At 64.3% G+C, this 23,600-nt stretch carries 25 protein-coding genes and 1 other RNA gene; 11 read left to right on the top strand and 15 right to left on the bottom strand.

The window, feature by feature from the left end; genetic code table 11:
• Positions 1 to 25: 25 nt before the first annotated feature.
• A complete protein-coding gene (locus RHPLAN_RS35820; RefSeq protein ID WP_068029116.1) occupies positions 26 to 1,375 on the top strand; it encodes an AmpG family muropeptide MFS transporter in 1,350 nt (449 codons plus the stop codon).
• Here RHPLAN_RS35820 and recR read toward each other — a convergent pair.
• From recR to ffs, 4 genes are all read right to left on the bottom strand, one after another.
• On the bottom strand, positions 1,372 to 1,977 hold the full coding sequence (gene recR / locus RHPLAN_RS35825) for a recombination mediator RecR (RefSeq protein WP_068029118.1): 606 nt from the start codon (positions 1,975 to 1,977) through the stop codon (positions 1,372 to 1,374). The two genes, RHPLAN_RS35820 and recR, sit on opposite strands and share 4 nt — an antisense overlap.
• Before the next feature lie 197 nt (positions 1,978 to 2,174).
• Complete coding sequence (locus RHPLAN_RS35830) at positions 2,175 to 2,495, bottom strand: YbaB/EbfC family nucleoid-associated protein (RefSeq protein ID WP_068032382.1); 321 nt, start codon at positions 2,493 to 2,495, stop codon at positions 2,175 to 2,177.
• A gap of 11 nt (positions 2,496 to 2,506) precedes the next feature.
• Entirely contained in the window at positions 2,507 to 4,372 is a 1,866-nt protein-coding gene (locus tag RHPLAN_RS35835) for a DNA polymerase III subunit gamma/tau (RefSeq protein WP_068029121.1), read from the bottom strand.
• Between the two features lie 129 nt (positions 4,373 to 4,501).
• Positions 4,502 to 4,597, bottom strand: an RNA gene (gene ffs / locus RHPLAN_RS35840) — signal recognition particle sRNA small type.
• An 89-nt stretch (positions 4,598 to 4,686) separates the two neighbouring features.
• Between ffs and RHPLAN_RS35845 the strand changes: the two genes are divergently transcribed.
• From RHPLAN_RS35845 to RHPLAN_RS35860, 4 genes are read left to right on the top strand one after another with little or no spacing between them, the layout of a single operon-like run.
• Entirely contained in the window at positions 4,687 to 5,127 is a 441-nt protein-coding gene (locus tag RHPLAN_RS35845) for an HIT domain-containing protein (RefSeq protein ID WP_068029124.1), read from the top strand.
• A gap of 7 nt (positions 5,128 to 5,134) precedes the next feature.
• Positions 5,135 to 6,220 carry a glycosyltransferase family 9 protein gene (locus RHPLAN_RS35850; protein WP_068029126.1) on the top strand — a complete coding sequence of 362 codons (1,086 nt, stop codon included), beginning with the start codon at positions 5,135 to 5,137 and terminating at the stop codon, positions 6,218 to 6,220.
• A gap of 21 nt (positions 6,221 to 6,241) precedes the next feature.
• Positions 6,242 to 7,204 carry an NAD(+) diphosphatase gene (gene nudC, locus RHPLAN_RS35855; RefSeq protein ID WP_237179986.1) on the top strand — a complete coding sequence of 321 codons (963 nt, stop codon included), beginning with the start codon at positions 6,242 to 6,244 and terminating at the stop codon, positions 7,202 to 7,204.
• A complete protein-coding gene (locus RHPLAN_RS35860) occupies positions 7,191 to 8,120 on the top strand; it encodes a PfkB family carbohydrate kinase (protein ID WP_198164635.1) in 930 nt (309 codons plus the stop codon). Before nudC ends, RHPLAN_RS35860 begins: the two co-directional genes overlap by 14 nt.
• Before the next feature lie 9 nt (positions 8,121 to 8,129).
• Here RHPLAN_RS35860 and RHPLAN_RS35865 read toward each other — a convergent pair whose 3' ends face one another.
• The 4 genes from RHPLAN_RS35865 to RHPLAN_RS35875 form a co-directional block, all read right to left on the bottom strand.
• Positions 8,130 to 8,591 carry a cupin domain-containing protein gene (locus RHPLAN_RS35865; protein ID WP_068029131.1) on the bottom strand — a complete coding sequence of 154 codons (462 nt, stop codon included), beginning with the start codon at positions 8,589 to 8,591 and terminating at the stop codon, positions 8,130 to 8,132.
• Between the two features lie 5 nt (positions 8,592 to 8,596).
• A complete protein-coding gene (locus RHPLAN_RS40045) occupies positions 8,597 to 8,755 on the bottom strand; it encodes a hypothetical protein (protein ID WP_157100699.1) in 159 nt (52 codons plus the stop codon).
• Positions 8,756 to 8,759: 4 nt separating this feature from the next.
• Positions 8,760 to 9,905: a YeeE/YedE family protein gene (locus RHPLAN_RS35870; protein ID WP_068029134.1), complete on the bottom strand. Its 1,146-nt coding sequence runs from the start codon at positions 9,903 to 9,905 to the stop codon at positions 8,760 to 8,762.
• Between the two features lie 182 nt (positions 9,906 to 10,087).
• Positions 10,088 to 11,059: a sulfurtransferase gene (locus tag RHPLAN_RS35875; RefSeq protein WP_068029139.1), complete on the bottom strand. Its 972-nt coding sequence runs from the start codon at positions 11,057 to 11,059 to the stop codon at positions 10,088 to 10,090.
• Between the two features lie 182 nt (positions 11,060 to 11,241).
• Here RHPLAN_RS35875 and RHPLAN_RS40335 point away from each other — a divergent pair, with 182 nt between their 5' ends.
• Both RHPLAN_RS40335 and RHPLAN_RS35885 read left to right on the top strand, forming a co-directional pair.
• Entirely contained in the window at positions 11,242 to 11,709 is a 468-nt protein-coding gene (locus RHPLAN_RS40335; RefSeq protein WP_068029141.1) for an Lrp/AsnC family transcriptional regulator, read from the top strand.
• Positions 11,706 to 12,482: a pentapeptide repeat-containing protein gene (locus RHPLAN_RS35885; protein WP_068029144.1), complete on the top strand. Its 777-nt coding sequence runs from the start codon at positions 11,706 to 11,708 to the stop codon at positions 12,480 to 12,482. Before RHPLAN_RS40335 ends, RHPLAN_RS35885 begins: the two co-directional genes overlap by 4 nt.
• A 7-nt stretch (positions 12,483 to 12,489) precedes the next feature.
• Here the strand turns inward: RHPLAN_RS35885 and RHPLAN_RS35890 are convergent, their stop codons facing one another.
• Complete coding sequence (locus RHPLAN_RS35890) at positions 12,490 to 13,233, bottom strand: hypothetical protein (protein WP_157100701.1); 744 nt, start codon at positions 13,231 to 13,233, stop codon at positions 12,490 to 12,492.
• Between the two features lie 49 nt (positions 13,234 to 13,282).
• Here RHPLAN_RS35890 and RHPLAN_RS35895 point away from each other — a divergent pair, with 49 nt between their 5' ends.
• Positions 13,283 to 13,825: a c-type cytochrome gene (locus RHPLAN_RS35895; RefSeq protein WP_068029149.1), complete on the top strand. Its 543-nt coding sequence runs from the start codon at positions 13,283 to 13,285 to the stop codon at positions 13,823 to 13,825.
• Positions 13,826 to 13,919: 94 nt separating this feature from the next.
• Here RHPLAN_RS35895 and RHPLAN_RS35900 read toward each other — a convergent pair whose 3' ends face one another.
• The 4 genes from RHPLAN_RS35900 to RHPLAN_RS35915 all read right to left on the bottom strand — a co-directional run bounded on the left by RHPLAN_RS35900 (position 13,920) and on the right by RHPLAN_RS35915 (position 17,594).
• Positions 13,920 to 15,680 carry a pyrroloquinoline quinone-dependent dehydrogenase gene (locus RHPLAN_RS35900; protein ID WP_068029152.1) on the bottom strand — a complete coding sequence of 587 codons (1,761 nt, stop codon included), beginning with the start codon at positions 15,678 to 15,680 and terminating at the stop codon, positions 13,920 to 13,922.
• A gap of 143 nt (positions 15,681 to 15,823) precedes the next feature.
• The gene (locus RHPLAN_RS35905; protein WP_068029155.1) at positions 15,824 to 16,399 is read right to left on the bottom strand and encodes a TadE/TadG family type IV pilus assembly protein; all 576 of its coding nucleotides are present in this window, start codon (positions 16,397 to 16,399) and stop codon (positions 15,824 to 15,826) included.
• 8 nt (positions 16,400 to 16,407) lie between these two features.
• Positions 16,408 to 16,908, bottom strand: coding sequence for a TadE/TadG family type IV pilus assembly protein (locus tag RHPLAN_RS35910; protein WP_237179987.1), 501 nt, complete (start codon positions 16,906 to 16,908; stop codon positions 16,408 to 16,410).
• Positions 16,909 to 17,150: 242 nt separating this feature from the next.
• Complete coding sequence (locus RHPLAN_RS35915; RefSeq protein WP_237179988.1) at positions 17,151 to 17,594, bottom strand: pilus assembly protein N-terminal domain-containing protein; 444 nt, start codon at positions 17,592 to 17,594, stop codon at positions 17,151 to 17,153.
• Positions 17,595 to 18,093: 499 nt separating this feature from the next.
• Here RHPLAN_RS35915 and RHPLAN_RS35920 point away from each other — a divergent pair, with 499 nt between their 5' ends.
• Positions 18,094 to 18,261 carry a Flp family type IVb pilin gene (locus RHPLAN_RS35920; RefSeq protein WP_068029159.1) on the top strand — a complete coding sequence of 56 codons (168 nt, stop codon included), beginning with the start codon at positions 18,094 to 18,096 and terminating at the stop codon, positions 18,259 to 18,261.
• A 239-nt stretch (positions 18,262 to 18,500) separates the two neighbouring features.
• Positions 18,501 to 19,682: a sugar-transfer associated ATP-grasp domain-containing protein gene (locus RHPLAN_RS35925; protein WP_068029162.1), complete on the top strand. Its 1,182-nt coding sequence runs from the start codon at positions 18,501 to 18,503 to the stop codon at positions 19,680 to 19,682.
• Here the strand turns inward: RHPLAN_RS35925 and RHPLAN_RS35930 are convergent.
• Together RHPLAN_RS35930 and RHPLAN_RS40050 are read right to left on the bottom strand one after the other, a co-directional pair.
• Positions 19,657 to 21,174 (bottom strand): pyridoxal phosphate-dependent decarboxylase family protein, encoded by a 1,518-nt coding sequence (locus tag RHPLAN_RS35930; RefSeq protein ID WP_068029164.1) that lies wholly within the window; start codon positions 21,172 to 21,174, stop codon positions 19,657 to 19,659. The genes RHPLAN_RS35925 and RHPLAN_RS35930 overlap by 26 nt on opposite strands.
• A gap of 116 nt (positions 21,175 to 21,290) precedes the next feature.
• Entirely contained in the window at positions 21,291 to 22,226 is a 936-nt protein-coding gene (locus tag RHPLAN_RS40050) for a hypothetical protein (protein WP_157100702.1), read from the bottom strand.
• A gap of 1,081 nt (positions 22,227 to 23,307) precedes the next feature.
• On the opposite strand from RHPLAN_RS40050, the gene RHPLAN_RS35940 reads away from it, so the two are divergent.
• On the top strand, positions 23,308 to 23,499 hold the full coding sequence (locus RHPLAN_RS35940; protein ID WP_068029170.1) for a Flp family type IVb pilin: 192 nt from the start codon (positions 23,308 to 23,310) through the stop codon (positions 23,497 to 23,499).
• Positions 23,500 to 23,600 lie beyond the last annotated feature (101 nt).

The raw sequence follows: 23,600 nt of genomic DNA on the forward strand, positions 1-23,600 counted from the left end.
GCGCGACGCTGATAGCTTGCCCTGGATGACGTCAACAGCCGAGACCAAATCGGAAAAGCCCGGCTGGCGCGAAGCCTTCGCGGTTTATCTCAAACCGCGCGTGCTGATCGTGTTGTTTCTTGGCTTCTCGGCCGGCCTGCCGCTGGCGCTGTCCGGCTCGACGCTGCTGATCTGGATGAGCGAGGTGGGTGTCGACCTCCGCACCATCGGATTATTCGCCCTCGTCGGCACGCCCTACACCATCAAGTTTCTCTGGGCGCCGGTGGTCGACGCCCTCGACGTTCCGGTGCTGTCGCGCCTGCTGGGACGGCGGCGCGGCTGGCTGGTCTTTACGCAGTTGCTGCTGATGGTAGCGATCGTCTTCCTCGGATTGTGCGATCCGCGCGGGTCGGCACTGCTGGTTGCGATCGGCGCTTTGCTGGTCGCCACAGCATCGGCGACGCAGGACATCGTCATCGACGCATTCCGCGTCGACAGCCTGGATGAAAACGAGCAGGCCGCCGGCATGGCCTCCTATGTCGCGGCCTACCGCATCGGAATGCTGATCTCCACCGCCGGCGCGCTGTTCATCGTCAGCGGCTTCGAAGGCCTTGGTCTCAGCCGCCATGGCGCCTGGAGCGCCGGCTATGCGGTGATGGCTGCGATGGTGCTGATCGGCATCGTGACATCGGTGCTCGCGACCGAGCCGGAGAAATCGCGCATGGCCGAAGCTGCCCATGCGAAAGAAAGCCCGCTTCAACGCGTGACCGAGGCGGCGATCGGCGCGTTCTCGGACTTCCTCACCCGCGATATGGCGTTCATCGCGTTGGCCTTCGTCGTGTTGTTCAAGTTCACTGACGCGCTGGCCGGCGCCATGACGGGACCGTTCGTCATCCAGATCGGATTTTCGCGGAACGAATATGCCGCGATCATCAAAGGTGTCGGGCTCGCGGCCACGCTGATCGGCGGCTTCGCCGGCGGGTTCATCGCTCGCGCCTATCCGCTTGCGATCAGCCTGTGGATCGGTGGGTTGCTGCAAGCGGCCGCCAACGTGGCGTTTTCCTGGCAGGCCGTGGTCGGCCACGACATCGCCTGGCTGACGTTCGCGATCGTGATGGAGAATTTCACCAGCGCGATCGGCACGGTGATGTTCGTCGCTTACCTGTCGGCGCTATGCCAGAACCCGCTCCACACCGCGACGCAGTACGCGCTGCTCACCGCGCTCGCGGCCTTCGGCCGGACCTATCTGTCGTCGGGCGCAGGCTACATCGCGGCGGCCACCGGCTGGGTGTGGTTCTTCATCATCTGCGCGCTGGCCGGCCTGCCCAGCATGGTGCTGCTCTGGTGGCTGCAGATCCGCGGGCATTTCGAAACGCTGGTGCCGCGGAAAAACTAGAGCGGCGTGCGGCTCCGCATCGCCGCCGACAGCGTGCCCTCATCGAGATAATCGAGCTCGCCGCCGACCGGCACGCCATGCGCGAGCCGTGTGACGGTGACGTTGGCGTCGTGCAACAAGTCCGTGATGTAGTGCGCGGTGGTCTGGCCGTCGACCGTGGCGTTGAGCGCCAGCACGATCTCCTTCACTTCGGGATCGTGCGCCCGCGACACCAGCGCATCGATGGTCAGCTCCGCTGGGCCTACGCCATCGAGCGGCGACAGCGTGCCGCCCAGCACGTGATAGCGCGCGTTCAGCACCGCGGCGCGCTCCAGCGCCCAGACGTCGGCGACGTCCGCCACCACGATGATCACCGACTGATCGCGCCGCACGTCGGTGCAGACCGTACAGGGGTCCGATGTGTCGATGTTGCCGCAGGTCTTGCACACCACGATCTTCTCGATCGCGGTTTCCAGCGCCGCCGTCAGCGGCGCCATCAACTGCTCGCGCTTCTTGATCAGATGCAGCGCCGCCCGCCGCGCCGAGCGCGGACCAAGCCCGGGCAGGCGCGCCAGGAGCTGGATCAGGCGCTCGATTTCAGGTCCGGCGGTGGATTTGGGCATCGTTCTGGTTTCTGAAGGCCGCACGCACGGTCGATGTTTTGTCGTCCCCTCCCCCGCCTGTGGGGGAGGGACAGGGAGGGGGCAGCAACGAACACCGGTGCATATCTCTGCCCCCTCCCCAACCCTCCCCCGCACGCGGGAGAGGGGGCGCACCGTCAGTGGTGCTACAGATGCGTATTCACCGCTTCAAAGGAAATTCAAAACAGCTTCAGCCCCGGCGGCAACGGCAGGCCGCCGGTCAGGGACTTCATCTTCTCCTGCATGACGCTTTCGGCCTTGCGGCGTGCGTCGGCGTGAGCGGCGACCAGGAGGTCTTCCAGGATTTCCTTTTCCTCGGGCTTGATCAGCGAATCGTCGAACTTGACGCTCTTCAGTTCGCCTTTCGCGGTGAGCGTCACCGTCACCATGCCGCCGCCGGCGGTGCCGTCGACTTCGATCCGATCGAGCTCCGCCTGCATCTCCTGCATCTTGGCCTGGAGCTGCGAGGCTTGCTTCATCATGCCCATCAAGTCGCCGATTGCCATGTCACTCACTCGTTGTCGTCGCGTTCCCAATTGTCGCCGAATCCGGAATCGTCGGGCAGCGGAATCTCCGGCTCCGCGGCCGGCAGATCCTGCGCCGCATCCTTCTGGCCGCGCACGCTGACAATTTCCGCTCCGGGGAATCGTTCCAGCACCGCCTTGACCAGCGGATCGGCACGCACGCCGATCTCAAGCTCGGCCTTTTGCGCGTCCGCCACCGACTTCAGCGTCGGTGCGCCCTCTTCGCGCGAGATCACCACCACCCACGGCCTGCCGGTCCAGAGCTGCAGCTTGCGCGACAGATCGTTGACCAGCACCTTGGATGCGGTCTCCTCCAGCGCAATCTCGAGCTTGCCGTCCTCGCAGCGGACCAGACGCATGTCACGCTCCAGCGCGAGCTTCAACTGGATGTCGCGCTTGTCGGCGGCGAGCGCCACGAGTTCCGCAAAGTTGCGAATGACCAGCGCCGGGGCGCTTTGCGGTTGCGACGCAGCTTGCGGCTGCGATGCGCTGGCTTGAGCCATCGGCTCACGCGCCACCGCCACAGCGCGCGGCGCACCGCGCGGGGCCTCGAATCGCGGCGCCTGCGACGGGGCCGCCGCCGAAGCGGCGCCGGCACCTGCCCCGCCACCATTTCCCGATGGCCGCGGCGTGGCTCCGCCCTCGCCGCCGTTGAGCGTTCGGATCGCCTCGTCCGGCGTCGGCAGATCGGCCACATAAGCGATCCGCACCAGCACCATCTCGGCGGCGGCGAGCGGCCGCCCCGCCTCCTCCACCTCGGCCGTGCCCTTCAGCAGCATCTGCCAGGTGCGAGACAGCACGCGGATCGAAAGCGCGGTCGCCAAAGCCCGGCCGCGGGTGCGCTCCACTTCACCCAAAGAAACATCGTCGGCCACGGACGGCACGATCTTCATGCGTGTGACGAAATGCGTGAACTCGGCCAAGTCAGCAATCACCACCGCGGGATCGGCGCCGATGTCGTACTGCTCGCGCAACTCAGTGAGCGCCGCCGCGACATCGCCTTTCATCAGCGCTTCGAACAGGTCGATGACGCGGGTGCGGTCGGCGAGCCCGAGCATCTGGCGCACATCCTCGGCGCGCACCTTGCCGGCCGCGTGCGCGATGGCCTGATCGAACAGCGACAGCGAATCACGCACCGAGCCTTCGGCGGCGCGCGCGACCAGCGCCAGCGCCTCCTGCTCGACCTCGATATTCTCCTTCTCGGCGATGCCGCCGAGGTGCTTCACCAAGGTCGCGGCATCGATCCGGCGCAGGTCGAAGCGCTGGCAGCGCGACAGCACCGTCACCGGCACCTCGCGGATCTCGGTCGTGGCAAAGATGAACTTGGCGTGCGGCGGCGGCTCTTCCAAAGTCTTCAGCAGCGCGTTGAACGCCGCGGTCGACAGCATGTGCACTTCGTCGAGGATGTAGACCTTGTAGCGCGCGTTGACCGGCGCGTAGCGCACCGCGTCGTTGATCTGGCGCACGTCGTCGACGCCATTGTGCGAGGCGGCGTCCATTTCGATCACGTCGATGTGCCGGCTCTCCATGATGGCCTGGCAGTGCAGGCCGAAGGTCGGCAGGTCGATGGTCGGGCCTTTCACCGAGCCGTCGGCCAATTCATAGTTCAGCGCGCGGGCGAGGATGCGGGCCGTGGTGGTTTTGCCGACACCGCGGACCCCGGTGAGGATCCAGGCCTGCGGAATGCGTCCGGTCTCGAAGGCATTCGAGATGGTGCGGACCATCGCCTCCTGGCCGATCAGGTCGTTGAAGTTCGACGGCCGGTATTTGCGCGCCAGGACGCGATAGGACGCCGCCGTGGCGTTGCCGCCCGGGCCTCCGAGATCGAGATCGGTCTTGGTGGCGTCGTTCATGCCGCAGGGTTCGGTCGTAATGGGCGAGCCCGCCCAGGACGTCCATCTTACGCCCTGTAAGGCCACAACGCCGCATGAATGCGCGGGCCATCCACGGGGCACGCGCCAGACAATTGGCGGTGAAAAGGGGTGGGAGGCTGACGAGCGACCCGTTCCGTGCTCGTTAGGGCTGCTTCCTTCCGGACCTGACCCGGTTGGCGAGTGGCACGTCCACCGCCAACCTCCCGGCCCCTATATCGGCTGTCCGGTGGAGCAAAGCAAGCGTCTCGCGGTTCCGGCTTTCCCGCGGCCGCCACGTGGCTAATATCCCGGCCATGTTTGGACGAAACCACTCCGACCGCGCCGCCAACTGGGCGCTCGACCCGCTGCTGGCGCGGGACACCACCCCGATCGGCGACCTGCCGCTCTGCCGGGCGTTGTTGATCAACGACGCCAACTATCCCTGGCTGCTGCTGGTGCCGCGGCGCGACGCCGCGGTCGAGATCACCGACCTGGACTACATCGAGCAGCAGCAGCTCATGAGCGAGATGAGTCACGCCGCCACCACGCTGAAGGCGCTGACCGGCTGCGACAAGATCAATGTCGCGGCGCTGGGCAATGTCGTGTCGCAGCTCCATGTGCATGTCATCGCGCGCTCGCGCGGCGACGCCGCCTGGCCCAAGCCGGTCTGGAACGTGGCGCCGCCGAAGGACTACCACCCGCGGGAGCGCGACAAGCTGATCGCGTCGCTGCAGCAACAGCTCGTGCTGCCGTAGCCGCGCGATGCTTGGCGCCCCCATCGCATTGCCCGAACGGCCGCGCATCCTGGTGATCTCGCTGCGCCGGATCGGCGACCTGCTGCTGGCGACGCCATTGGTGCGGAGCCTGAAGTGGGCCTGGCCGCAGGCCTCGATCGATATGCTGGTGCAGCCCGGCACCGCGGACATCGTCGAAGGCAATCCGGACGTCGCACGCGTGATCGTGATGCCGAACAAACAGTCGTTCCGGCTCGCGCTGCGGCTATTCAAACGCTACGACCTCGCGGTCTCGACCCAGACCGGCGACCGGCCGACATTCTTTGCGGTGCTCGCGGGGCGCCAGCACGCCGGCCTCACCGCAATGGACGGAGACAAGCCCGGCACGCGCATCAAGCGCGCACTGCTTCATCGCAGCACGCCGATGGCGCCGGACATCCATCGCGTCGAGCATGTGATGCAGCTTGCCGACACGCTCGGTATTCCTCGCATGCCGCAGGTCGTGCCGCCTTCACCGGCAGCGCTGCCGATCGCACCGGGCGACAACTATGCCGTGATCCATGCGGCGCCGATGTTCCGCTACAAGCAATGGACCGCCGAAGGCTTTCGCGCGCTGGCCGCGGGACTTCGGCAGCGCGGGCTCAACATCGTGGCGATCAGCGGTCCGGGCGCCGAGGAGCGGCGGTATCTCGATGAGGTGTGGCAAGGCGCCGTTCCGATCCATCAGTTCTCATGGGCGCAGAACACAGCGCTCCTCGAGCGGGCCCGCGTCTATATCGGCCCTGACACTTCGACGAGCCATCTCGCCGCCGCCACCGGCTGCCCGACCGTGGTGCTGTTCGGGCCGATGGACCCGCGCGTGTGGGGACCTTGGCCGGCGGGCGGGCTGAGCGAGGCACTTAACGAGCCTTGGCAAGCGAGCGGCACCATCCAGCAGCGCGGCAATGTTTGGATCGTGCAAAACCCGCTGCCGTGCCTGCCCTGCACCTTCGAGGGCTGCGAGCGACACATCGGCAGCGCCAGCATCTGCCTCGAAGAGCTCGGCGCCGATCGCGTTCTGGCGGCCGTGGATCAAGCGTTGGCGAGCACACCGCCCCGCGCCGCCGTGGCTTGACCGGAATCTTCGGCCGTTTCAATGTCCGCCTCGATGTCCCTGCCCTTCGATCTCGGTCCGCGACCCCACCTGGGTTACACCCAAAGCCGGATTGATCGCGTCGCCGAGCGCCGGCTCGACGGCGACTGGCTCGCCGCGCGCATGGCGGATGTCGCCTCCCGCATCTACGTCATCGGCGGCGAGATGATCGTGCTGAAGAAGCGCGACACCGTGCACGATCCGGATTTCGAGCCGCACGAAGCGCGCGCGCTCGCACCCCATACCGAGACCGTGTTCCTCGGAATGTTCGACGGCCATGCCTGCTTCGGTGTCGGCATTTTGCCCGCTGCGGCCGAGGCGCTGAAGGCGCGCGGCGATCTGGTGATCACCGATCTGCGCTCGATTGCTATTCAGGGGCTCGTTGCCGCCGAACATCTGCCGCCGCTCGCCGAGGCCAAGGCGATGCTGCATTGGCACGCGCGCCATCGCTTCTGCTCGAACTGCGGCGCTGCGACCAGCATGGTCGAGGCCGGCTGGAAGCGCTCCTGTCCCAATTGCAAGGCCGAGCACTTCCCGCGCACCGATCCGGTGGTGATCATGCTGTCGGTCAGCGGGGACAAGGGCCTGTTGGGCCGCTCCGGACGCTTCGCCGCCACAATGTGGTCATGTCTCGCCGGTTTCGTCGAACCTGGCGAAGCGATCGAAGACGCGGTGCGCCGGGAAACCTTGGAGGAAGCCGGCGTCAGATGCGGGCGGGTGAAATACCTCTACTCGCAGCCCTGGCCGTTTCCGATGTCTCTGATGATCGGCGCCCACGCCGAGGCGCTGAATGAAGACCTGACCATGGACAAGAACGAGCTCGTTGGCCTGCGCTGGTTCAGCAAGGATGAATGCGCCGCAATGCTGCTGCGCAAGCATCCCGAAGGCCTCACCTGTCCGCCACCGGTCGCGATCGCCCATCACATCATCAGAAGCTGGGTGGAGAGCGACGGTGCCATCTTCTAGCGGACCCGGTTCGAAAGGACCTGCGGTCCTGTGCGTCGGCATTGCCGTGCAGGACATCGTCTTTCGCGTGCAGGAATTTCCGCCGCCCGGCGGCAAGTGCATGACCAACGAGTTCGTTGTCGTGCCTGGCGGCTGCGCCGTCAACGCCGCGATCGCAATCGCGCGCCTCGGCGGCAGGGCGTATTACGTTGGACCGCTCGGTCATCCGGCCGACACTGTCAGCAATCAGATCATCGATCAGTTGACGCGCGATGGCGTCGGCACCATCGGCGTGGTGCGGGTGCCGGAAGCGACTGCGCCGGTCTCGGGCATCATGATCGACGGCACCGGCGAGCGCATGATCGCGACCTATCGCGACAAGCGCATCGAGAGCGCGCGGGTTGCCGATCCCGATCGGCTCGTCACCGGCATGTCGATGGTGCTCGCCGACAACCGCTTCCCGCATTTTGTCCGGCCGATCTGCGAGGCCGCCCGGCGGCAGGGCATTCCGGTGCTGCTCGACGCCGATCGGCCCACAGTCGCGGACGATCCGCTGTTTCTGGTGCCGACGCATGTGGTGTTCTCGTCGGAATGCCTGCGCGCCACCACCGGCCAGCAGGACCTGGCGGCGGGGCTCCTGCGCATGCGGTCGCACAGCAACGCATTCCTGGCGGTGAGCGATGGCCCCGGCCCTGTGCGCTATATGGATGGCGGCGCGGTGCGAAACCTTCCGGTGTTCAAAGTCGATGCGGTCGATACGCTCGCGGCCGGCGATGTGTTCCATGCCGGCATCGCGCTGGCGCTGGCCGAGGGCCGCGACGAAATCGCGGCCATGCGATTTGGTTCTGCAGCCGCCGCAATCAAGTGCACGCGCTTCGGCGGCAGCATGGGCGCGCCAAAGCGTGCCGAGGTGGACGCACTGTTGGCACGGACCTAGCGCCGGCGTTTACTGCCCGGGATACGGCGTGCCGTCTTTGTGCGTGAACCGGCCGTCGGAATTCGCGCTCATCATGTCGATGTCGGAGCACGTGGTGAGATCGGCCATCTGCCGCGAGCCGACCTCGAGATAAACCGCCATCGCGTCCGACTCGTTGATCATGTGATGGCCGTTGCCGGAGCCTTTTGCGAAGGCGGCGCAATCGCCGGCCCGCAGCACCGTCTCGGCGCCATCTTCGACCAGCGTCAGTTCGCCTTCGAGCACATAGACGAACTCGTCCTCGTGCGAATGCCAATGACGCTGGCTCGACCAGTTGCCCGGCGGCAGGTGCATGAGATTGACGCCGAAATCCTTGAGCCCGCCGGCGTCGCCCAGCCGCTGACGCACGCGCTCGGCACAGGGCGCGTCGAAGGGTTTCGGATAAGGGCAACCCTTGCGTTCCGGCACGGCGCTGACGTCGATTTTCGGCATGTGATCTATTTCTTCTGCACCGACGGGCACGGCGCGCCGCAGGGCGCGCATGCGCCGGCGAAGTCCTCCGGCGAAACCGGCCGGCCCGCCGACGGCGAGGTCAGGTGGTCGGCCAGTAGAGCGGCAAAGCCTACGAGAAAAACGATGGCATAGACGGCGCGCATCGGCTCACTCCCGCGACAGGCCGAACAACGGCCGGAGCTTGATGCCGATCCAGCAGCCCGGCAGCGCCGCGGCAAACCAGACCCAGCCATGCAGCGAGCCGGACGCAAGCCCGCCGACGAACGCACCGATGTTGCAGCCGAAGCCCAAGCGGGCGCCCCAGCCCATCAGCAGGCCGCCGACTGCGGCGGCCAGGAGCGAGCCCACCGGCGGCCAGGGATTGCGTGCGAACGGCGCGGTCGCCGCAGCCGCCGCCATGGCGCCGAAGATCATCCCCAAGTCCGTGAGGCTCGAGGTGTCGCCGAGGATCGAATCGCCCAGCGCGTGTTTGGGTCCCGCCCACTGCCAGAACTCCGCGCCGGAAAAATCGTAGCCGGCGAGCGCCGCAAGCTTCGCGCCCCACACGGTGAAGCCGAACGTCACGCTCCAGGGATGATGACCGGCCGCGAACACGCCGATCGAGAGCAAGCCAATCAGCACCGCGCCAATCAGAATCCGCCGCGACGGCTTGAACGAAGCGCCGCGCTTTCGCGCCAGCGCAATGCCGGCGACGGCCGCGACCGCGAGCGTCGCCCAGGTGGCGGCAAGGCCGCCCCACGGGCCGAGATAATCCGCGGCGAGAATCGGATCGAGGCCGCCCAAGGCGAGAAACGCCGGCAAGTGCAGACTGCCAATGACGGAGCCGGCGATGAAGAAGGCGAGCGTGATGATCATGCGGCCCGAGCCGCCGCCGACCGTGTAGAGCGTGCCGGAGCCGCAGCCGTTGCCGAGCTGCATGCCGATGCCGAACACGAACGCGCCGATGATCAGCGACGGCCCGATTGGCGCAATCGCGCCGCCGAAGCCCGGCACGAGCTTCGCCACCGGCACCACGGCTGTGGCCGCAATCGCGATCAGCAGGAGCCCGCCGAGAAAGCCGTCGGCCTGGCCGCGGGTGATCAGCCGGCGCCATGAGGCGGTGAAGCTGAACTCGGTCTTGAGGAACGCAACGCCGAGCGCGAAGCCCAGCAGGATCAGCGCCACGGCCGCCGGCTGGCCGTCGATCATCACCAGCGCAATCATCACCGCGGTGGCAAGCACTGAGGCGATCAGGAACGGCCAGTCGAGGCGCGGCAGCCGCACGGTGGCGGATTCGGTGGCGGCAATGGTCATTGGTTGTTTCAACTTCCGGGACAACGCGGGCAGTCTATCTCCGTCACCCTGACGTGCGAGCGGAGCGAGCCTCGAAGGGCGACGGCCCGGGATTTCGGGGCCGCATCCTTCGAGGCCCGCCTACGGCGGGCACCTCAGGATAACGGATTGAGAGTGGTACATGCTTCGAGATAGAGCACCAGCTAAAGCCCCATGCCCAGCGCCTTCTTCACATCGTCCCACCGCGTGCGCGACGATTCAATCGGGCGGTGCGCATCGGAGCTCCATTCCACCATCGAGCCGGCATAGAGCTTCACGTTCGGCTGGCCGAGAATCTCCGACAGCACGAACCAGTCGGTCGCAGCCCAGTGGCCGGTGTTGCAATAGGTCACCACCGGACCCGCCGGCACCTTGCTCGCGATCGCCGCAAGCTCGGCCTTCGGTCGCAGCCGGTTGGTCGCGGGATCGTAGAAGCTCGCGCTGTCGATGTTGATCGCACCCGGAATGTGGCCATAGGCCTTGGCCAGCCCCGCCTTCTCGCGGCCGCTGAAGAAGCTCGGCGGACGCGCATCGACCAGCGTGGCGTTCGGATTCTTCTCGACCTCTTCCAGTTCGGCGAGCAGCGCCTCGTTGAACTTGCCGGAAAAGATCTTGGGCGCCGGGACGTTGTTGCCCGCCTCGACCGGGAAGCCCGCCGCCTGCCAGCCCGCAAAGCCGCCATCGAGGATCGAGATCGCCGGATGCCCCGCGGCCTTCAAGGTCCAGTAGATGCGTGCGGCCGCGCCAAAGTCGGTCGCGCTGACGCCGGCCGGCACGACGACCACATGGCTGTCCTCGTCGATGCCGGTCTCGCCGATGAGCTTCTCGAGCGCGGTCTGGCTCGGCACCATCAGCGGCTGGCCGTTGCGCGACACGCGCCAGCCGGCCTTGTCGTAGTCGCTGTGGATCGCGCCCGGGATATGTGCCTTGGCATAGGCCTCGGCACCGCCGCCGTCGATCACCGAACGGATGTCGAGCACCACCACGTCGCTATCGGCGCGATGCTCGTTCAGCCATTGCGGCGAAACCAGCGGTGTCGCGGTCTCGGCAAAGGCCGGCATCGCAGCCACCGCAACCGACGCCAGAACCGCCGCCGCAAACGCGCGGCGCGAAAGGAAAGCCACCAGTCCCGACATGAAATCTGCTCCTCGGCCCGCCCCTGGATAACCCCAGGGCCCACGGCCCTTGATCGGCCGCATATGACAGCCCTTGAAATAGAATATTTTACTCTATATGGAATACCTAGCTCTCAAAAAGAAATATCCTTCTAAAGTCTAGCCCGCCTCCTATCAGACGTTCTCACCCCAGGATCGCGCTTATGGACGCCATCGACCGGAAAATCCTCGCCGTGGTCCAGGAGGATGCCTCGCTGTCGGTCGCCGAGATCGGCAACCGGGTCGGCCTCTCCTCCACCCCGTGCTGGAAACGCATCCAGCGGCTCGAAGCCGACGGAGTCATCACCAAGCGCGTGGCGCTGATCGCGCCGGAGAAGATCGGACTCGGCATCACGGTGTTCGTCTCCATCGAGACCGGCGACCATTCGCAGGACTGGCTCGACCGCTTCGCCGAAACGGTCGGCGCAATGCCCGAGGTGATGGAGTTCTACCGCATGGCCGGCGACGTCGATTACATGCTGCGCGTCGTGGTGCCGGATATCGCGGGCTACGACACGTTCTACAAGAAGCTGATCGCCAACGTATCGCTGAAGAACGTGACGTCGCGCTTTGCGATGGAAAAGATCAAATCGACGACCTCGCTGCCGATTCCGCACCAGGCGGCGGCGTGAGAGCCGGCACGCTGCTGGCTGGTGCGCTCCTGGCCGGTGCCGTTGCAGCGACACTTTCGCTTTCGCAGGCACGAGCAGAGCCGCGCGACGACTTCGTCGCCGGACGCAGCAAGAACTGCCCACGCTGCGATCTCGCCGGTGTCAACCTCAAGCGGCGCGATCTGAGCGGCGCCGACCTGACCGGCGCCAGTCTCAAGGGCGCCAATCTGCACGATGCGAGGCTCGTGGGTGCTCAGCTCGCCGGTGCCGACTTTGCCGGCGCCAACCTCAACAAGGCCAATCTGATGCGCGCCGATCTGACCAACGCGAAACTTCGCGAGGCCATGCTTTACGGCGCCAATCTCGATGCCGCGAAGCTCACCGGAGCAGATCTCAGCGCCGCCATGATGGGCATCGCGCATCTGGTGCGCAGCGACCTCAACGGGGCGAACCTCCGCGGCGCAGACCTGCGCAAGAGCCGGCTGGCCGACGCGAAGCTTGCCGGCGCGGACCTGTCAGAGGTGGCGCTCGACTTTGCCTTCCTGCGTGGCGCCATCCTCGAAGGCGCGAAGCTCAATGGCGCGCGCCTGATGGGCGCCGAACTTCCGCAAGCCAATCTCTCCAGCGCCAACCTGCAAGGAGCCAATGCGGTGGGTGCGAATCTCCGCGGCGCCAATCTGGCACACGCCATGCTGGGCGGGGCGACGCTGAGCAAAGCCAACCTCTACGAGGCGAATCTCGACGGCGCGGCGTTCAAGGACACCACTATGCCGGACGGCACCGTGCGCCCTTGAGCAAGGCTCACGGGTTGAGCTGCAAAATCTCCAGCCGCGCCGAGCTTTCGAACTGGCCTTGCGTGAGCTGCGTCGAGAGCTGTGGATTGACGCCGCTCTGGCCGGGCTTGCGATAGAAACTCGCACGCAACACGATGCGGCGATTGTTCGCCGCATCGTCCTTGGCGCAAGCCTGCTTGACGAACAACGCCCCGACCGCGCTCTCGCCCTCTGCCGGCGGCAACGCCTGACAATCGCGCTCGGCCTCCATGCCGTAGCGCGCAGCAAGCACGCCACCGAGCACATAAGCCTCGGCACGCTTGCGCAGGTTGGCTTCGGTGATGTGGTCCTGATAGTCGGCGCGCGGGTCGGTGACCATCCGAATTCCTTGCAGCACGCCACGATCGTCGAACAACGCCGACACGATCACCGGGAAGCGGACCTCGGTGGTGCCGGCCCAGCGCGTGATGTTCATCTCGAGGTCCTTCGCACGCGCGATGTATTCGAGCTCGTCGTCGTATTCGAAATAGACCTCGTGCAACCCGCTCGGATCGGCCGGGCAGCGCGCGAAGTCGCTCCAGCCGGTGAGCCTCATGCGCGGCGGCCCGCCGTTCGAGCCGCAGGCAAAGCCGCGGAACTCCTCGGCGCCCGGTTGAGCCGCAACGGACTGCCCGATCTTGAGGTCCCACACGGTCGAACGGCGCAGCTCCTGCGCGGACGCGGTCGCGCATAGCAAAACGGCAAGGATTCCTACGAATGGCTTCACCGGCATCGCGCGCTTTTCCGTGTTGCGGCCCAATCGTATAGTCGCAAGCAACAACATGAAAGCTTGGGGAAGCGCCGTGGGTCTGATCGACATTTCAAAGTTGAAAAAAGCAGCTGGGCCTGCCGCGGTTGCGGCCCTGCTGTTCGGCTTCGCCTCATACGCCTCGGCGCAAGACGCGGCAGATCTCGCCGACGGGTTGCGGCTGTTTCGTCAGAAGGGCAACTGCCAGGCCTGTCACGGCTGGGCCGGCGATGGCCGCAAGATGGACAACCAGATGCCGGACGGCAGCAACTTGCGCGAATCCGAGATGAACCGCGAGCTCTTGATCATCACCATCAAATGCGGACGGCCCGGCACCGGTATGCCGGCCTTCGATAAATTCGCCTACAGCGACGGCCGCTGCTTCGGGCTGAAGCAGGCCGATCTCAAGGCGCGCGATCTGTCGCTGGCCGATCCGCCCGCCCCCTTGCAGAATCGCGAGGTCGAGCTGCTCGCGGATTTCCTGCTCGCGCGCGTCGTCGGCAAGGGTCCGATGAATCACGCCAAGTGTGTCGAGTACTGGGGCTCCGACGTCGAGGCCTGCAGCGAGTTCAAATAGGGCGGCATCAGCGGTGCCGTCCCTCCCCGCCAGGGGAGGGATGGCACTCGTTGCACGACCGCTTCAAAGTCAAACGACTTTTCTTGCGTCCCGCTCAATTCAACGCGAACACGAACATGTAGCTCGACGTTTCCAGCTTATCGAACTTCACCGGATGCAGATGGCGGCCGCTGGTCTGCACCGCGAGATACTGTTTCGGGCCGATCGCATAGGTCACGGGCGCGCCCTTCAGCGGCGTGCCCACGTTGAAGCGCCACAACTCCTCGAGCGTTTCCGAATTGTAGGCGATGATCCAGCCGTCCTGGAGAGCGGTGAACACCAGCCCGCCGGCCGTCACCAGCGCGCCCGAGCGGATCTCGATGTCGGTGATGGCCTTGGCGATCACCTTGTGGTTGACCGTGTCGTAAGCCGTGATCGAGCCGTAATAGAGATCGCTGGTGTAGGTGCGCTTCTCGAAACCCTTCCGGTCGAGGCCGCCGTCCGGCCCCTTGAACGCCGCCTTGGCGCCGTTCTGCGTGAAGCAGCCCTCGATACCGACGCCGTAGGCGATCTTGGTGGTCGGATCATATGCAGTCGGCTGGTGCGCGACGCCGCCGTGCCATGTGGGGCAGGCTCGCTTCATGCCATCGCCGCGCAACGCCCGCGCTTCAGGCACGTATTTCTGCACGTCGAGCGAAGGATCGTACTCGATCGGCTTGCCGGTCTTGGGATCGAGACCCTTGGTCCAGTTGAGATCGTTCACATACTGGCCGCCTTTGATGAAGCTGCCGTTGGCGCGATCGAGCGTGTAGAAGAAACCGTTGCGGCCGAAATGACCGATCGCCTTTCGCGACTGACCGTTGATGGTGACGTCGTACAGCATGTGGATGCCGTTCTCGTCGTAATCCCACGAGTCGTTCGGCGTGTACTGGTAGTGCCAGACGAGCTTGCCGGTCTCGATGTCGAGCGCCACCGCCGCGTTGGTATAGAGGTTGTCGCCCGGGCGGGATTCCGGATCGTATTGCGGCACCGGATTGCCGGTGCCCCAGATGGTCAGATGTGTGGCCGGATCGTAAGAGCCGGTCTGCCACAAGCCGCCGCCACCGGTCTTCCAGGCGTTGTTCTTGTCTTTCCAGGTTTCGCTGCCGGGCTCGCCGGGCTTGGGCACCACATACCAACGCCACAGCTCCTTGCCGGTGCGCGCGTCGAGCGCGGCGAGCCAGCCGCGCGTGCCGCCGTCGCCTGCGCCGTTCGCCACCAGCACCTTGCCTTCGGCAGTGATCGGCGCGGTGTAGAAGCGCTCCTTCGTACCGAACTCGTCGGTCTTGGCGACCTTCTGGTCCCAGACGATCTCGCCGCTGTCGCGGTTGATCCCGATCACCCGGCCGTCCGGCAGATTGGCGATCACGAGATCTTCCCACAGCGCGATGCCGCGGGTGCGCGAGACATTGCCCTCGTGGCGGACGCCCGGATCGCAGACCCAGACGAAATCACCCTTGTTTCCCTTGCGCGCGTCGATCTTGTACACCGTGCCCCAGCCATCGGTGGTGTACATGAAACCGTTGTCGATCAGCGGATTGACCTCGTTCTCCGGCCCGTTCTGTCCGACATCCTGCATGCCGCCGAGCGCCAGCGCCCACACCATCCGCAGACCCTTGACGTTGTCGCGATTGACCTGCGTCAGTTTGGAATAGCGCTGCGAACCGTAGTCGCCATTCATCATCAGCCAGTTCTGCGGCTCATTCTGCGCATTGACGAGCCGGTCGCGGTTGACGGTCATCTTGTATTGCGCAGCCGCGAACGACACGGTCAGTGCCAGGATCGACGCGCTGGCAAGCGCAGTGACAGCAATCCGAATTGTCGAGTGACGTGACATCGCTAACCTCCCAGTTGCGCCTCTGATGGGCGCTCGATTCGGCCAGAGCCAAGTCGAAGCTTATCGGGAGGAAATGCCCTGAACAATCGGGAGCGCGCCGCAAATGCAGCGGACACGCATCGTGTTCAGAAGCCTTCGATGTCCTACGACGTCGGGTAGGTCACGCAGTTCGACAGCCGCGGACGCATATAGATCTGGTCCTTAAGCTGCAGCGTGCCGGTCACCACATAGCCGATGGTCGGCTTGTAGGCGTATTGCACCTCGCTCCAGATCAGACAGGAGTTGGCGATCAGCAGCGCGGATGGCAACGTTACCGACGAGCCCACGGCGTGCGCGGTGCCGTTCTTGGTCACGCTCCAGGCGATGGTGGCCTTGTTGTTGGCGTCGATCGACACGCTCGACACCGTCGCTTTCAAGTTGCCCGCATTGTAGGGCGAGATGACGGCCGCCGCGGCATTGAGCGAATTGGTCATGTCGCTGGTGCTCAGGCCCGTCACCTGCGACGTCAGATCGGCAAGGGTGCGGGCGGTGAGCGTCACCTTGCGGTTGGCGGCGATGCCGGTGGAGATCTCCGTCGTGCCGAGCCACAGCGTCAGCATCAGCGGCAGCAGCATCGCGAATTCGACCGCGGCAATGCCGCGCTCGTTGCTCGCGAGGCCTGCAACCCGGCGGCTGAGCCTGTCCACGAACGATTGGAGGCGGGTTTTGATGAGCGTCATCGCGCGCCTCACATATACGGCTCGTTGCGGAACGCGACCGTCGCCATCAACAGGCGCTGGTGACCCGCGGAATTCGCCAGGTTGAGGCCGAGCAGCGACACATAGACCGGCCATTGATACATCAATCGCATGACGACAATGTCGGTCGGACCGCCCGGCTGATAGCCGAAGGTGGTGGTCTGGACGTTGCCGCTGGCGTCAACCGGCAGCGACGTGTTGACCGACGACCACGCCGTGTAGCTCTTGACGTCGACGTAGAGCGAACCGTTGCAGTTGAACAGCGCGTAGATCCGCGCGCAGACCGCCTGCTTGAACTTGGTCTGGTCGTAGCCTTGGGTCTGCGCCTGGCCGGTCATGATCAGCCGGGCGCTGTCGGCAGCAGCCGTCTCGAGCGCCTGCCCGGCAAAGAAGACGATCGCCGTTTGAAGGATCGCGAAGACGAGCGCAAGGAATGGTGCCGCCACCATGCCGAATTCAATTGCGGTCGCGCCGCTCCGGTCGCGGAGCATGCGGCACATAGTGCGCCCAGCCCACGACTGCCTGGCCACGGCCAGCAATTTGATGTGGAATCCCCCAGTCATCGCCATCACCTGAGCAACGCGGCACTCTGGGCCGCTTTGCCGGGCAACTTAGCAGCGAAGGCTTGTTGAATGATTGAAGGTAGGATTTGAAGTAGCTGGCGTCTGGTTTACCCGGCGCTAACCACATCCACCTGGACGCCGCTTCCCGGGCGCCGCTTCCTGGGCGCCGCTTATCGCGGTGCTCCGGCCACCCCGCCACTCTGCGCCAGTGTACCGAACGTGCCGATCTGCTGCAGATTGGAGGTGAAGTACGCTGGCGTATCGCCGATGGTGATGCGGCGCTCGCAATTCCGCGCACAACTGTAAGTCTCGCGATCGATGCCGCGATACATCACGACAACCTTGTCGATTGGCCCGACCACCTGCACCGCCGTCTCCAGAAGAATGACGCCACGGCGATCGAGCGCAACAAGATTGGTGGCGCCATAGCCCTTCGCGGTGATCACCGCGACGCCGCCGTGCTGCACCGCTGCATCGGCGATCAACGGATTGCCGATCACCAGCGTCGCCGTCTTCTCCGGCAGCTTGACGATCTTGGCGCGGTCGAGCGCCACGACCACCGAGCCGGCCGGCGTCATGGCCTCGGCAGCGAGCGCTGCGTGCCGATCCGGCACGACGCTCGTCAATACGGCAGATGCAATGATTAGGAAAAGGCCCGGCCCGAAGCCGCGGCGACCGGCGAACGCCATCATTTTATGCTCCGCACGCATACATACGGCGACCAAACACAGCGGCCGCACAGAACTCATAAATGAGTTGAACGCAAAATGGTGAATGAAGTCGAAATCGGAAACCCGCTCATGGCGCCGCGGCAGCCGCGCGGGTTGATCGGCGCAACCGAATCTATCGAAATTTTTATGCAATATCGGTCGTATCGTGTGAACGACCGGAGGTGACGTCTTTCTCGTACGTGATTTAACTGATGAATTTTCCGATAAGTGCATTTTTAACCACAGACGAATTCCACGCGATTCTCTCGTGTTTCGTCGAATGAATTAACTTCGACGCAAGGCCGCGCTGCTAATTTTTGCGCACGGCTTCGATCGGTCGGATCAAACAACGACCACGAGCCAGCTCAGACAGCCACGTGTGGACCTCTAAGGAGCTACGAAGATGACCAAGCTTTTGTCTCGTTTCGTCAAGAACGAATCCGGCGCGACTGCGATCGAATACGGCCTGATCGCCGCGGGAATCTCGGTCGCGATCATCGCGGTTGTGCAGGGCGTCGGCTCGAAGCTGAAGACGACCTTCACGTCCGTCCAGAGCGCGCTCGGCGGCTAAGACTCCCGCGCTGCCAATCCATAGCAGCATCATTCAAGGTGATTTTCTGGCTGCGGTGAATTGCGAATTGCAGGTAAGGCCCGGCCTCTCGCCGGGCCTTACTATTTGACAACGCCGCCAAGCGATGGCCGAGCCGCGTGGACAGGCCTGACCGCACGCCGCGGCTTTATCCAATCCGTAATAACCACGCGCTAATTTCGCAACATTCCAAGTGGGTTTCGCCAAGCGAGCGCTCCCCGATGCAAATTGCCCTCAAGCGCCAGGCGCCTGCCGTCGCGACGATCGAGACGGCCAAGCCGGCCCAGGATCTGCAAATCAACGCGGTGCTGCAGAAGATGGCTGCGGTCGCCGCGACCAGCCCTCTCAGCATCGTGCGGGAATATTGCAGCCTCGCCTTCGGACCCGGTCAGGTCTCGTTCAAGGAATACATGCAATTGAGGCTCTTCGATCGGGACTACTATCCCGACAAGCGCACCGTCGTGGGATGGCGGAAGAACAGAGACCTCGATCTTACGATCAACTACCGGCACGACTGGATCGGGCTGTTCGCCAACAAGATCGCCTCGGCGAGCTATCTGGCTGCGCACGGCTTTCCCACCATCCCGGTGCTGGGCATCTACACGGAAAACCTGGCAAGCCCATCACAGCACGTCATCGCGAATGCCGAGGCCCTGAAAGCATTTCTTCGTCGTCCGGAGCATTACCCAATGTTCGGCAAGCCCATCGAGGGCATCCAGAGCATCGGGTCCATCGGCTTGGCGCAATACGATTCCGGAGAAGACCGTCTCGAGACGATCGGCGGTGAGAACATTCTGGTCGACGACTTCGCATCCGACGTTCTCAATAATTTCTCGCAGGGCTACCTGTTCCAGAAATTCCTCTCGCCTCATCCAGTCATCCGCGAAGTGTGCGGGAATCGGCTGGCCACGGCCCGCATCGTCACGCTTGCCAGAGACGGCGAGCCTTCGGTGTTCCGGGCCTGCTGGAAAATTCCGTCAGGTTCGAACATGGCCGACAACTATTGGCGGCCGGGCAACCTGCTGGCGCAAATCGACGTGACGACCGGCAAGGTCCTGCGCGCGATGTCAGGCACCGGCCTGGAGTTCGCCTGCCACAGCGAACATCCCGACACCAAAGCGCCGTTGATCGGGATGACGCTCCCCCGCTGGGACGACTTGAAGCAAACCGCCATCGAGGCGGCGCGGCTGCTGCGGCACATGCCTCTGATCGGCTTCGATATGGCGATGTCGGAAACCGGCCCGGTCGTGGTCGAGATGAACTACAATCCCGACTTTCTCCTGAATCAACTGGCGGACGGTCGCGGCGTACTCGATGCCGAGTTCAGCGCGTTCGTCGCCGAGCAGAAGCGCAAGGCGGCCGAACGCACGAAAATGATCAAGCGCGAAATACGCCAGCTTTGATTTCCGGTTCGTGAACCGGCTCGACTTCGATGCGGCCCTTCATCTGTGCGAGCGTCACGCGCAGAGCCGAACGGGACAGCTCCTGGACAAATTGGTCCATGTCACCTTCGGTGGTGCGGTGATTGACGATGGCCGCTCTGATGACGAGGCGGCCATTCAGCCGGGTCGTTGAAGGCGCGGCAACGCCTCGCTGGTGCAGATCGATGACGATCGCTTCGTTGAGCTTGTCGTCCGTCTGAGTCTTCAGGCCGAAGCAGACGATGTTCAGCCTGACCGGCGCGCGCATCTCGAACAGATCGGATTGCTCGATCATCGCTTCGAGATGCTTCGCCACACGACAGCTGTGATCGATACAGGCGCCGATTTGCTTCGCTCCGAGGGTCTGAAACGTCAGCCAGGTCTTCAGCGCCCGAAAGCCGCGCGACAGATCCGGACCGAGATCGCACGGCCACACCTCTCCGGCGGCCAAACCGCTCGATGCGCGGCTGAGATAGGCAGCCGGGCTGCTGAAGGTGCGGCGGTGGATGTCCGGATCGCGCACCAGCAGAAAGCCCGCGTCATAGGGCACGTGAGCCCATTTGTGAAAATCGAAGGCAACGGAATCCGCGCGCTCGATGCCGGACAGCAACGGGCGCAAATCCGGAGACAGGCTGCACATCGCGCCAAATGCGCCGTCGACATGGAACCACAGGCCATGGCGGCGGCACAGCGCGGAAAGCTCGTTCAAATCGTCGAAGGCTCCGGTGTTGACCGTGCCGGCCGTGCCGACGACCAGAAACGGACGGGCGCCCTGCCGGATGTCGGTCTCGATCGCTTCAGCGAGCAAATCGACACGCATCGCGCCGGCGGCATCGACGGGAATCAGGCGCAGATTGTCGGACCCGACACCTGACATCTCGGCCGCTCGCGTGACGCAGGAATGGACCTGTTCGGAGGTGTAAGCGGTGAGCTGAGGGAAACCCCCCAGCCCCTGGCTTTTGCACGACTCGCCAAGCGCGGCCGTGCGCGCGACCAGAAGACCCATGAGGTTCGCCATCGACGTGCCGGTGACGAACAGTCCGGATGAGTTGTCCGGGAAGCCAAACAGTTCGGCCGCCCATCGCGTAATCTGGTTCTCGACGTTGATACCGACGTGGTTGCGACCGCCGCAGTTGGCGTTCAATCCGCCCGCCAGCATTTCGGCCACCATCCCGGCCGGCGTGCCTGCGCCGTGGACCCACCCCATGAAAAGCGGATGCGCGTTGCCGGTGGTGTAGGGCGCGATCGACGATTTGAATTCGTCCAGAACCTCCGCCAGGTCGCGGGGCTCGTGCGGAAGCGCGGTATCGAAACGTTCGGCCGCTTCGGCCGGAAGCTGTTGCCACACCTTGCGATCGCGGACCGTCCGCAGAAACGCAATCATGTCGTCGAGCGCCGCGTGGCTCGCACGACTGAACTCGTCCCAATCTTCCGGGTCGAGATTGGGCTCGGTCGATGAAATTTTCGCAGTCATTCCAGCCGAATCGTCTGGTAGCGGCCAAATGGCGGCCAAGTCTTCCCCTGCCAAATCTTGGGCTGGGCCTGCTAATTTGCCGTTAACTTTCGCGCCGGTTCAGCGGTCCAACGCACCTACGCGGACTCTCCGAATTGCTGTTCGATCCGCTCCAGGTTGTCGGTGAGCAATTGGATTTTGTCCAAAACGGCCTTGATCCGTTTGTGGATGCTTTGCGGCCGCACTCCGCTGTTGGCGCTTTCTCGAACGGCCCACTGTTCCGCGATCATCCTGGCATCGACGCTGACACGAAGCGCGCCGAACGGGCCGCCGGCGCCACTCGAGCACGCAACCGGCTGACCGATGTGACACGGCACCGCCGCGAGTTCGGCATCGATGCCGCTCACACGAAGAACGCTCGCAACATCCTCGTTGAGCGCGTGGTAGAGCGCCCTGGCCTGTCCCATCGAAAGAAGCTTCCGATTTCGTTTCACGCCGAATGAAAAGATCGTCGGTGTCGCGAATTCGTCGCGATCGTCGCCGGCCGCCGGACAGGGCTCGCTGGGCAGCATCTCCAGATTTGGATGCTGCCGGATGGTCCGCGCCATCACCGCAGCCGTCTCTCGCAAGGCAATTGTCCGGTACAATTCCGGGACTGCGAAATAGCGCTGCATCTCCGCTATGGCGGCGGCCCACCGCAGCAACTGGCCATTGTTCGACCGCGCCGGCAACGCGGAGCGGAAGGCGGCGCAAGAGGCGGGCCAATCATATTGCGAAGTATAATCGGCAAGCCCCGATGCGCTCCGATCGATCGTCTGAAATCGTTCCGCCAGTCTCGCCGGAAACAGCAGCGCGCCACTGAGCGGGGGACCTGAAAAGAATTTCGAGCCGGTCAACAGGACCATGTGGCCCCGTGCCAGGCACTCCTTTAACCGGCTGCGGCTCAAGCGCGCCTGGCAGGCGTCGATGACGATGGTGACGGCGTCGCCGTATGTGGCCGTCAGTTGCTGAAGGCACGCGCCGCTCGGATAACGAAGACCGGTTTTCGAGTGGTCCATCGCATAGACGACCACATCGAAACCTTGTGCGATCAGCGAAGCCGCCGATCCGCGAATCTCGTCATCGACCTCCAGCCACGGCCGGGGATGTCCGCTGGCGTCGCGCGACTTGACCCGAACAGCTTCCGCGACTGAAGCGACGCCGGGAATCGGCTCGCCCTTCGTGACCCGGCGGCCGTGGGGCGCGGCCGCCCCGAAGTGGCAGCCCGATGCCGCCAGCGCAACACCGCTGCCGGATTCGTCCGCTGCCGCGACGACGCTTGCGACCGGCCTGCTCCGCAAGCGGCCGGCGAGCGCGAATGCCAGCAGTGCCGCATCCGTGCCTGACGGCGACAGCACGACCTCGCTCTGCGCGTCGAGCTCGAGCAGCCGCTTGAGGTCGTGCTTGATGCGTTCGGAAAGCGCGTGCCAGGCCTGCACATGATTTGCCGGCGCGTGCTTTGCCCCGTTGCGATCATCGATGGGCGGCAGACGGTCGAACACTGCGGACGCGGCATCAAAGGCATGTTGCGAGATTGTGCTCGCCGTCGATGAGGCGAAACTGATCTCATCGGGCCGTGGATAAGGCTGACAGCCATAGCGGTTGCGAGAATTTCCAGGATCGACTTCGAGCCGCTCGTCGCTTCCACCGGTCAAGACCGTCGCAAGCGCACTTGCGCCGTCGAGCGAGCGTTCCGACTGAAAGCCTGACAGGTTTGCAAGCAAGCGCGACGCTCATGCGTATGGGCAGCAGGGCAGACATCTTGCTCGCACAATGCCGTTAAAATTGGATGCAGTCGCTTGATGCGCCGGCGCCTGAGGGCCCCACGAATTCAGTCTTCATCAAGCGTTAAACATGAATTCCAAGTGAGCTTCTGCTTCTGCATCACATAGATCGCGCCCGGCTCCAATATTCCTCGAAATGTTCCGAGCAGATCGGAGCTTTCCGTTTCATTACGCCCGCATTACGGCTCTGGGGAGAAAGCAAACAATTTGTTGCGCAATTTACGGAAAAGTCGACAGTTCCATCATACCTCAAATTCAAACTTCATCTGTAGAAACCCTGACAGCTGGCGAAAACAGCCGGCACCGCTCAGTCAGTCAGGAGATCAGACGCATGTCCTTCATTTCCCGTTTCTTTCGCAGTAAAGCCTCCCGTTTCGTTCGCGATGACGAAGGCGCCACGGCCATCGAGTACGGCTTGATCGCCGCGGGCATCTCGGTTGTCATCATTTCCGCGGTCACCGGCGTCGGCTCGAAGCTGGTTACGACCTTTACCTCGATTCAGGGCGCGCTCGGCGGCGGTTAAGCACCCCCGCGCCAGCGTAAACCGGCATAATCGCCTCCGCGCGTCCCCTCGCCGTCGCGGAGGCGAATTGCATTTGAGCGTTTCCGATAACCAAACCGAAA

This window comes from Rhodoplanes sp. Z2-YC6860, from assembly GCF_001579845.1.
In the GTDB taxonomy this organism is placed as follows: domain Bacteria; phylum Pseudomonadota; class Alphaproteobacteria; order Rhizobiales; family Xanthobacteraceae; genus Z2-YC6860.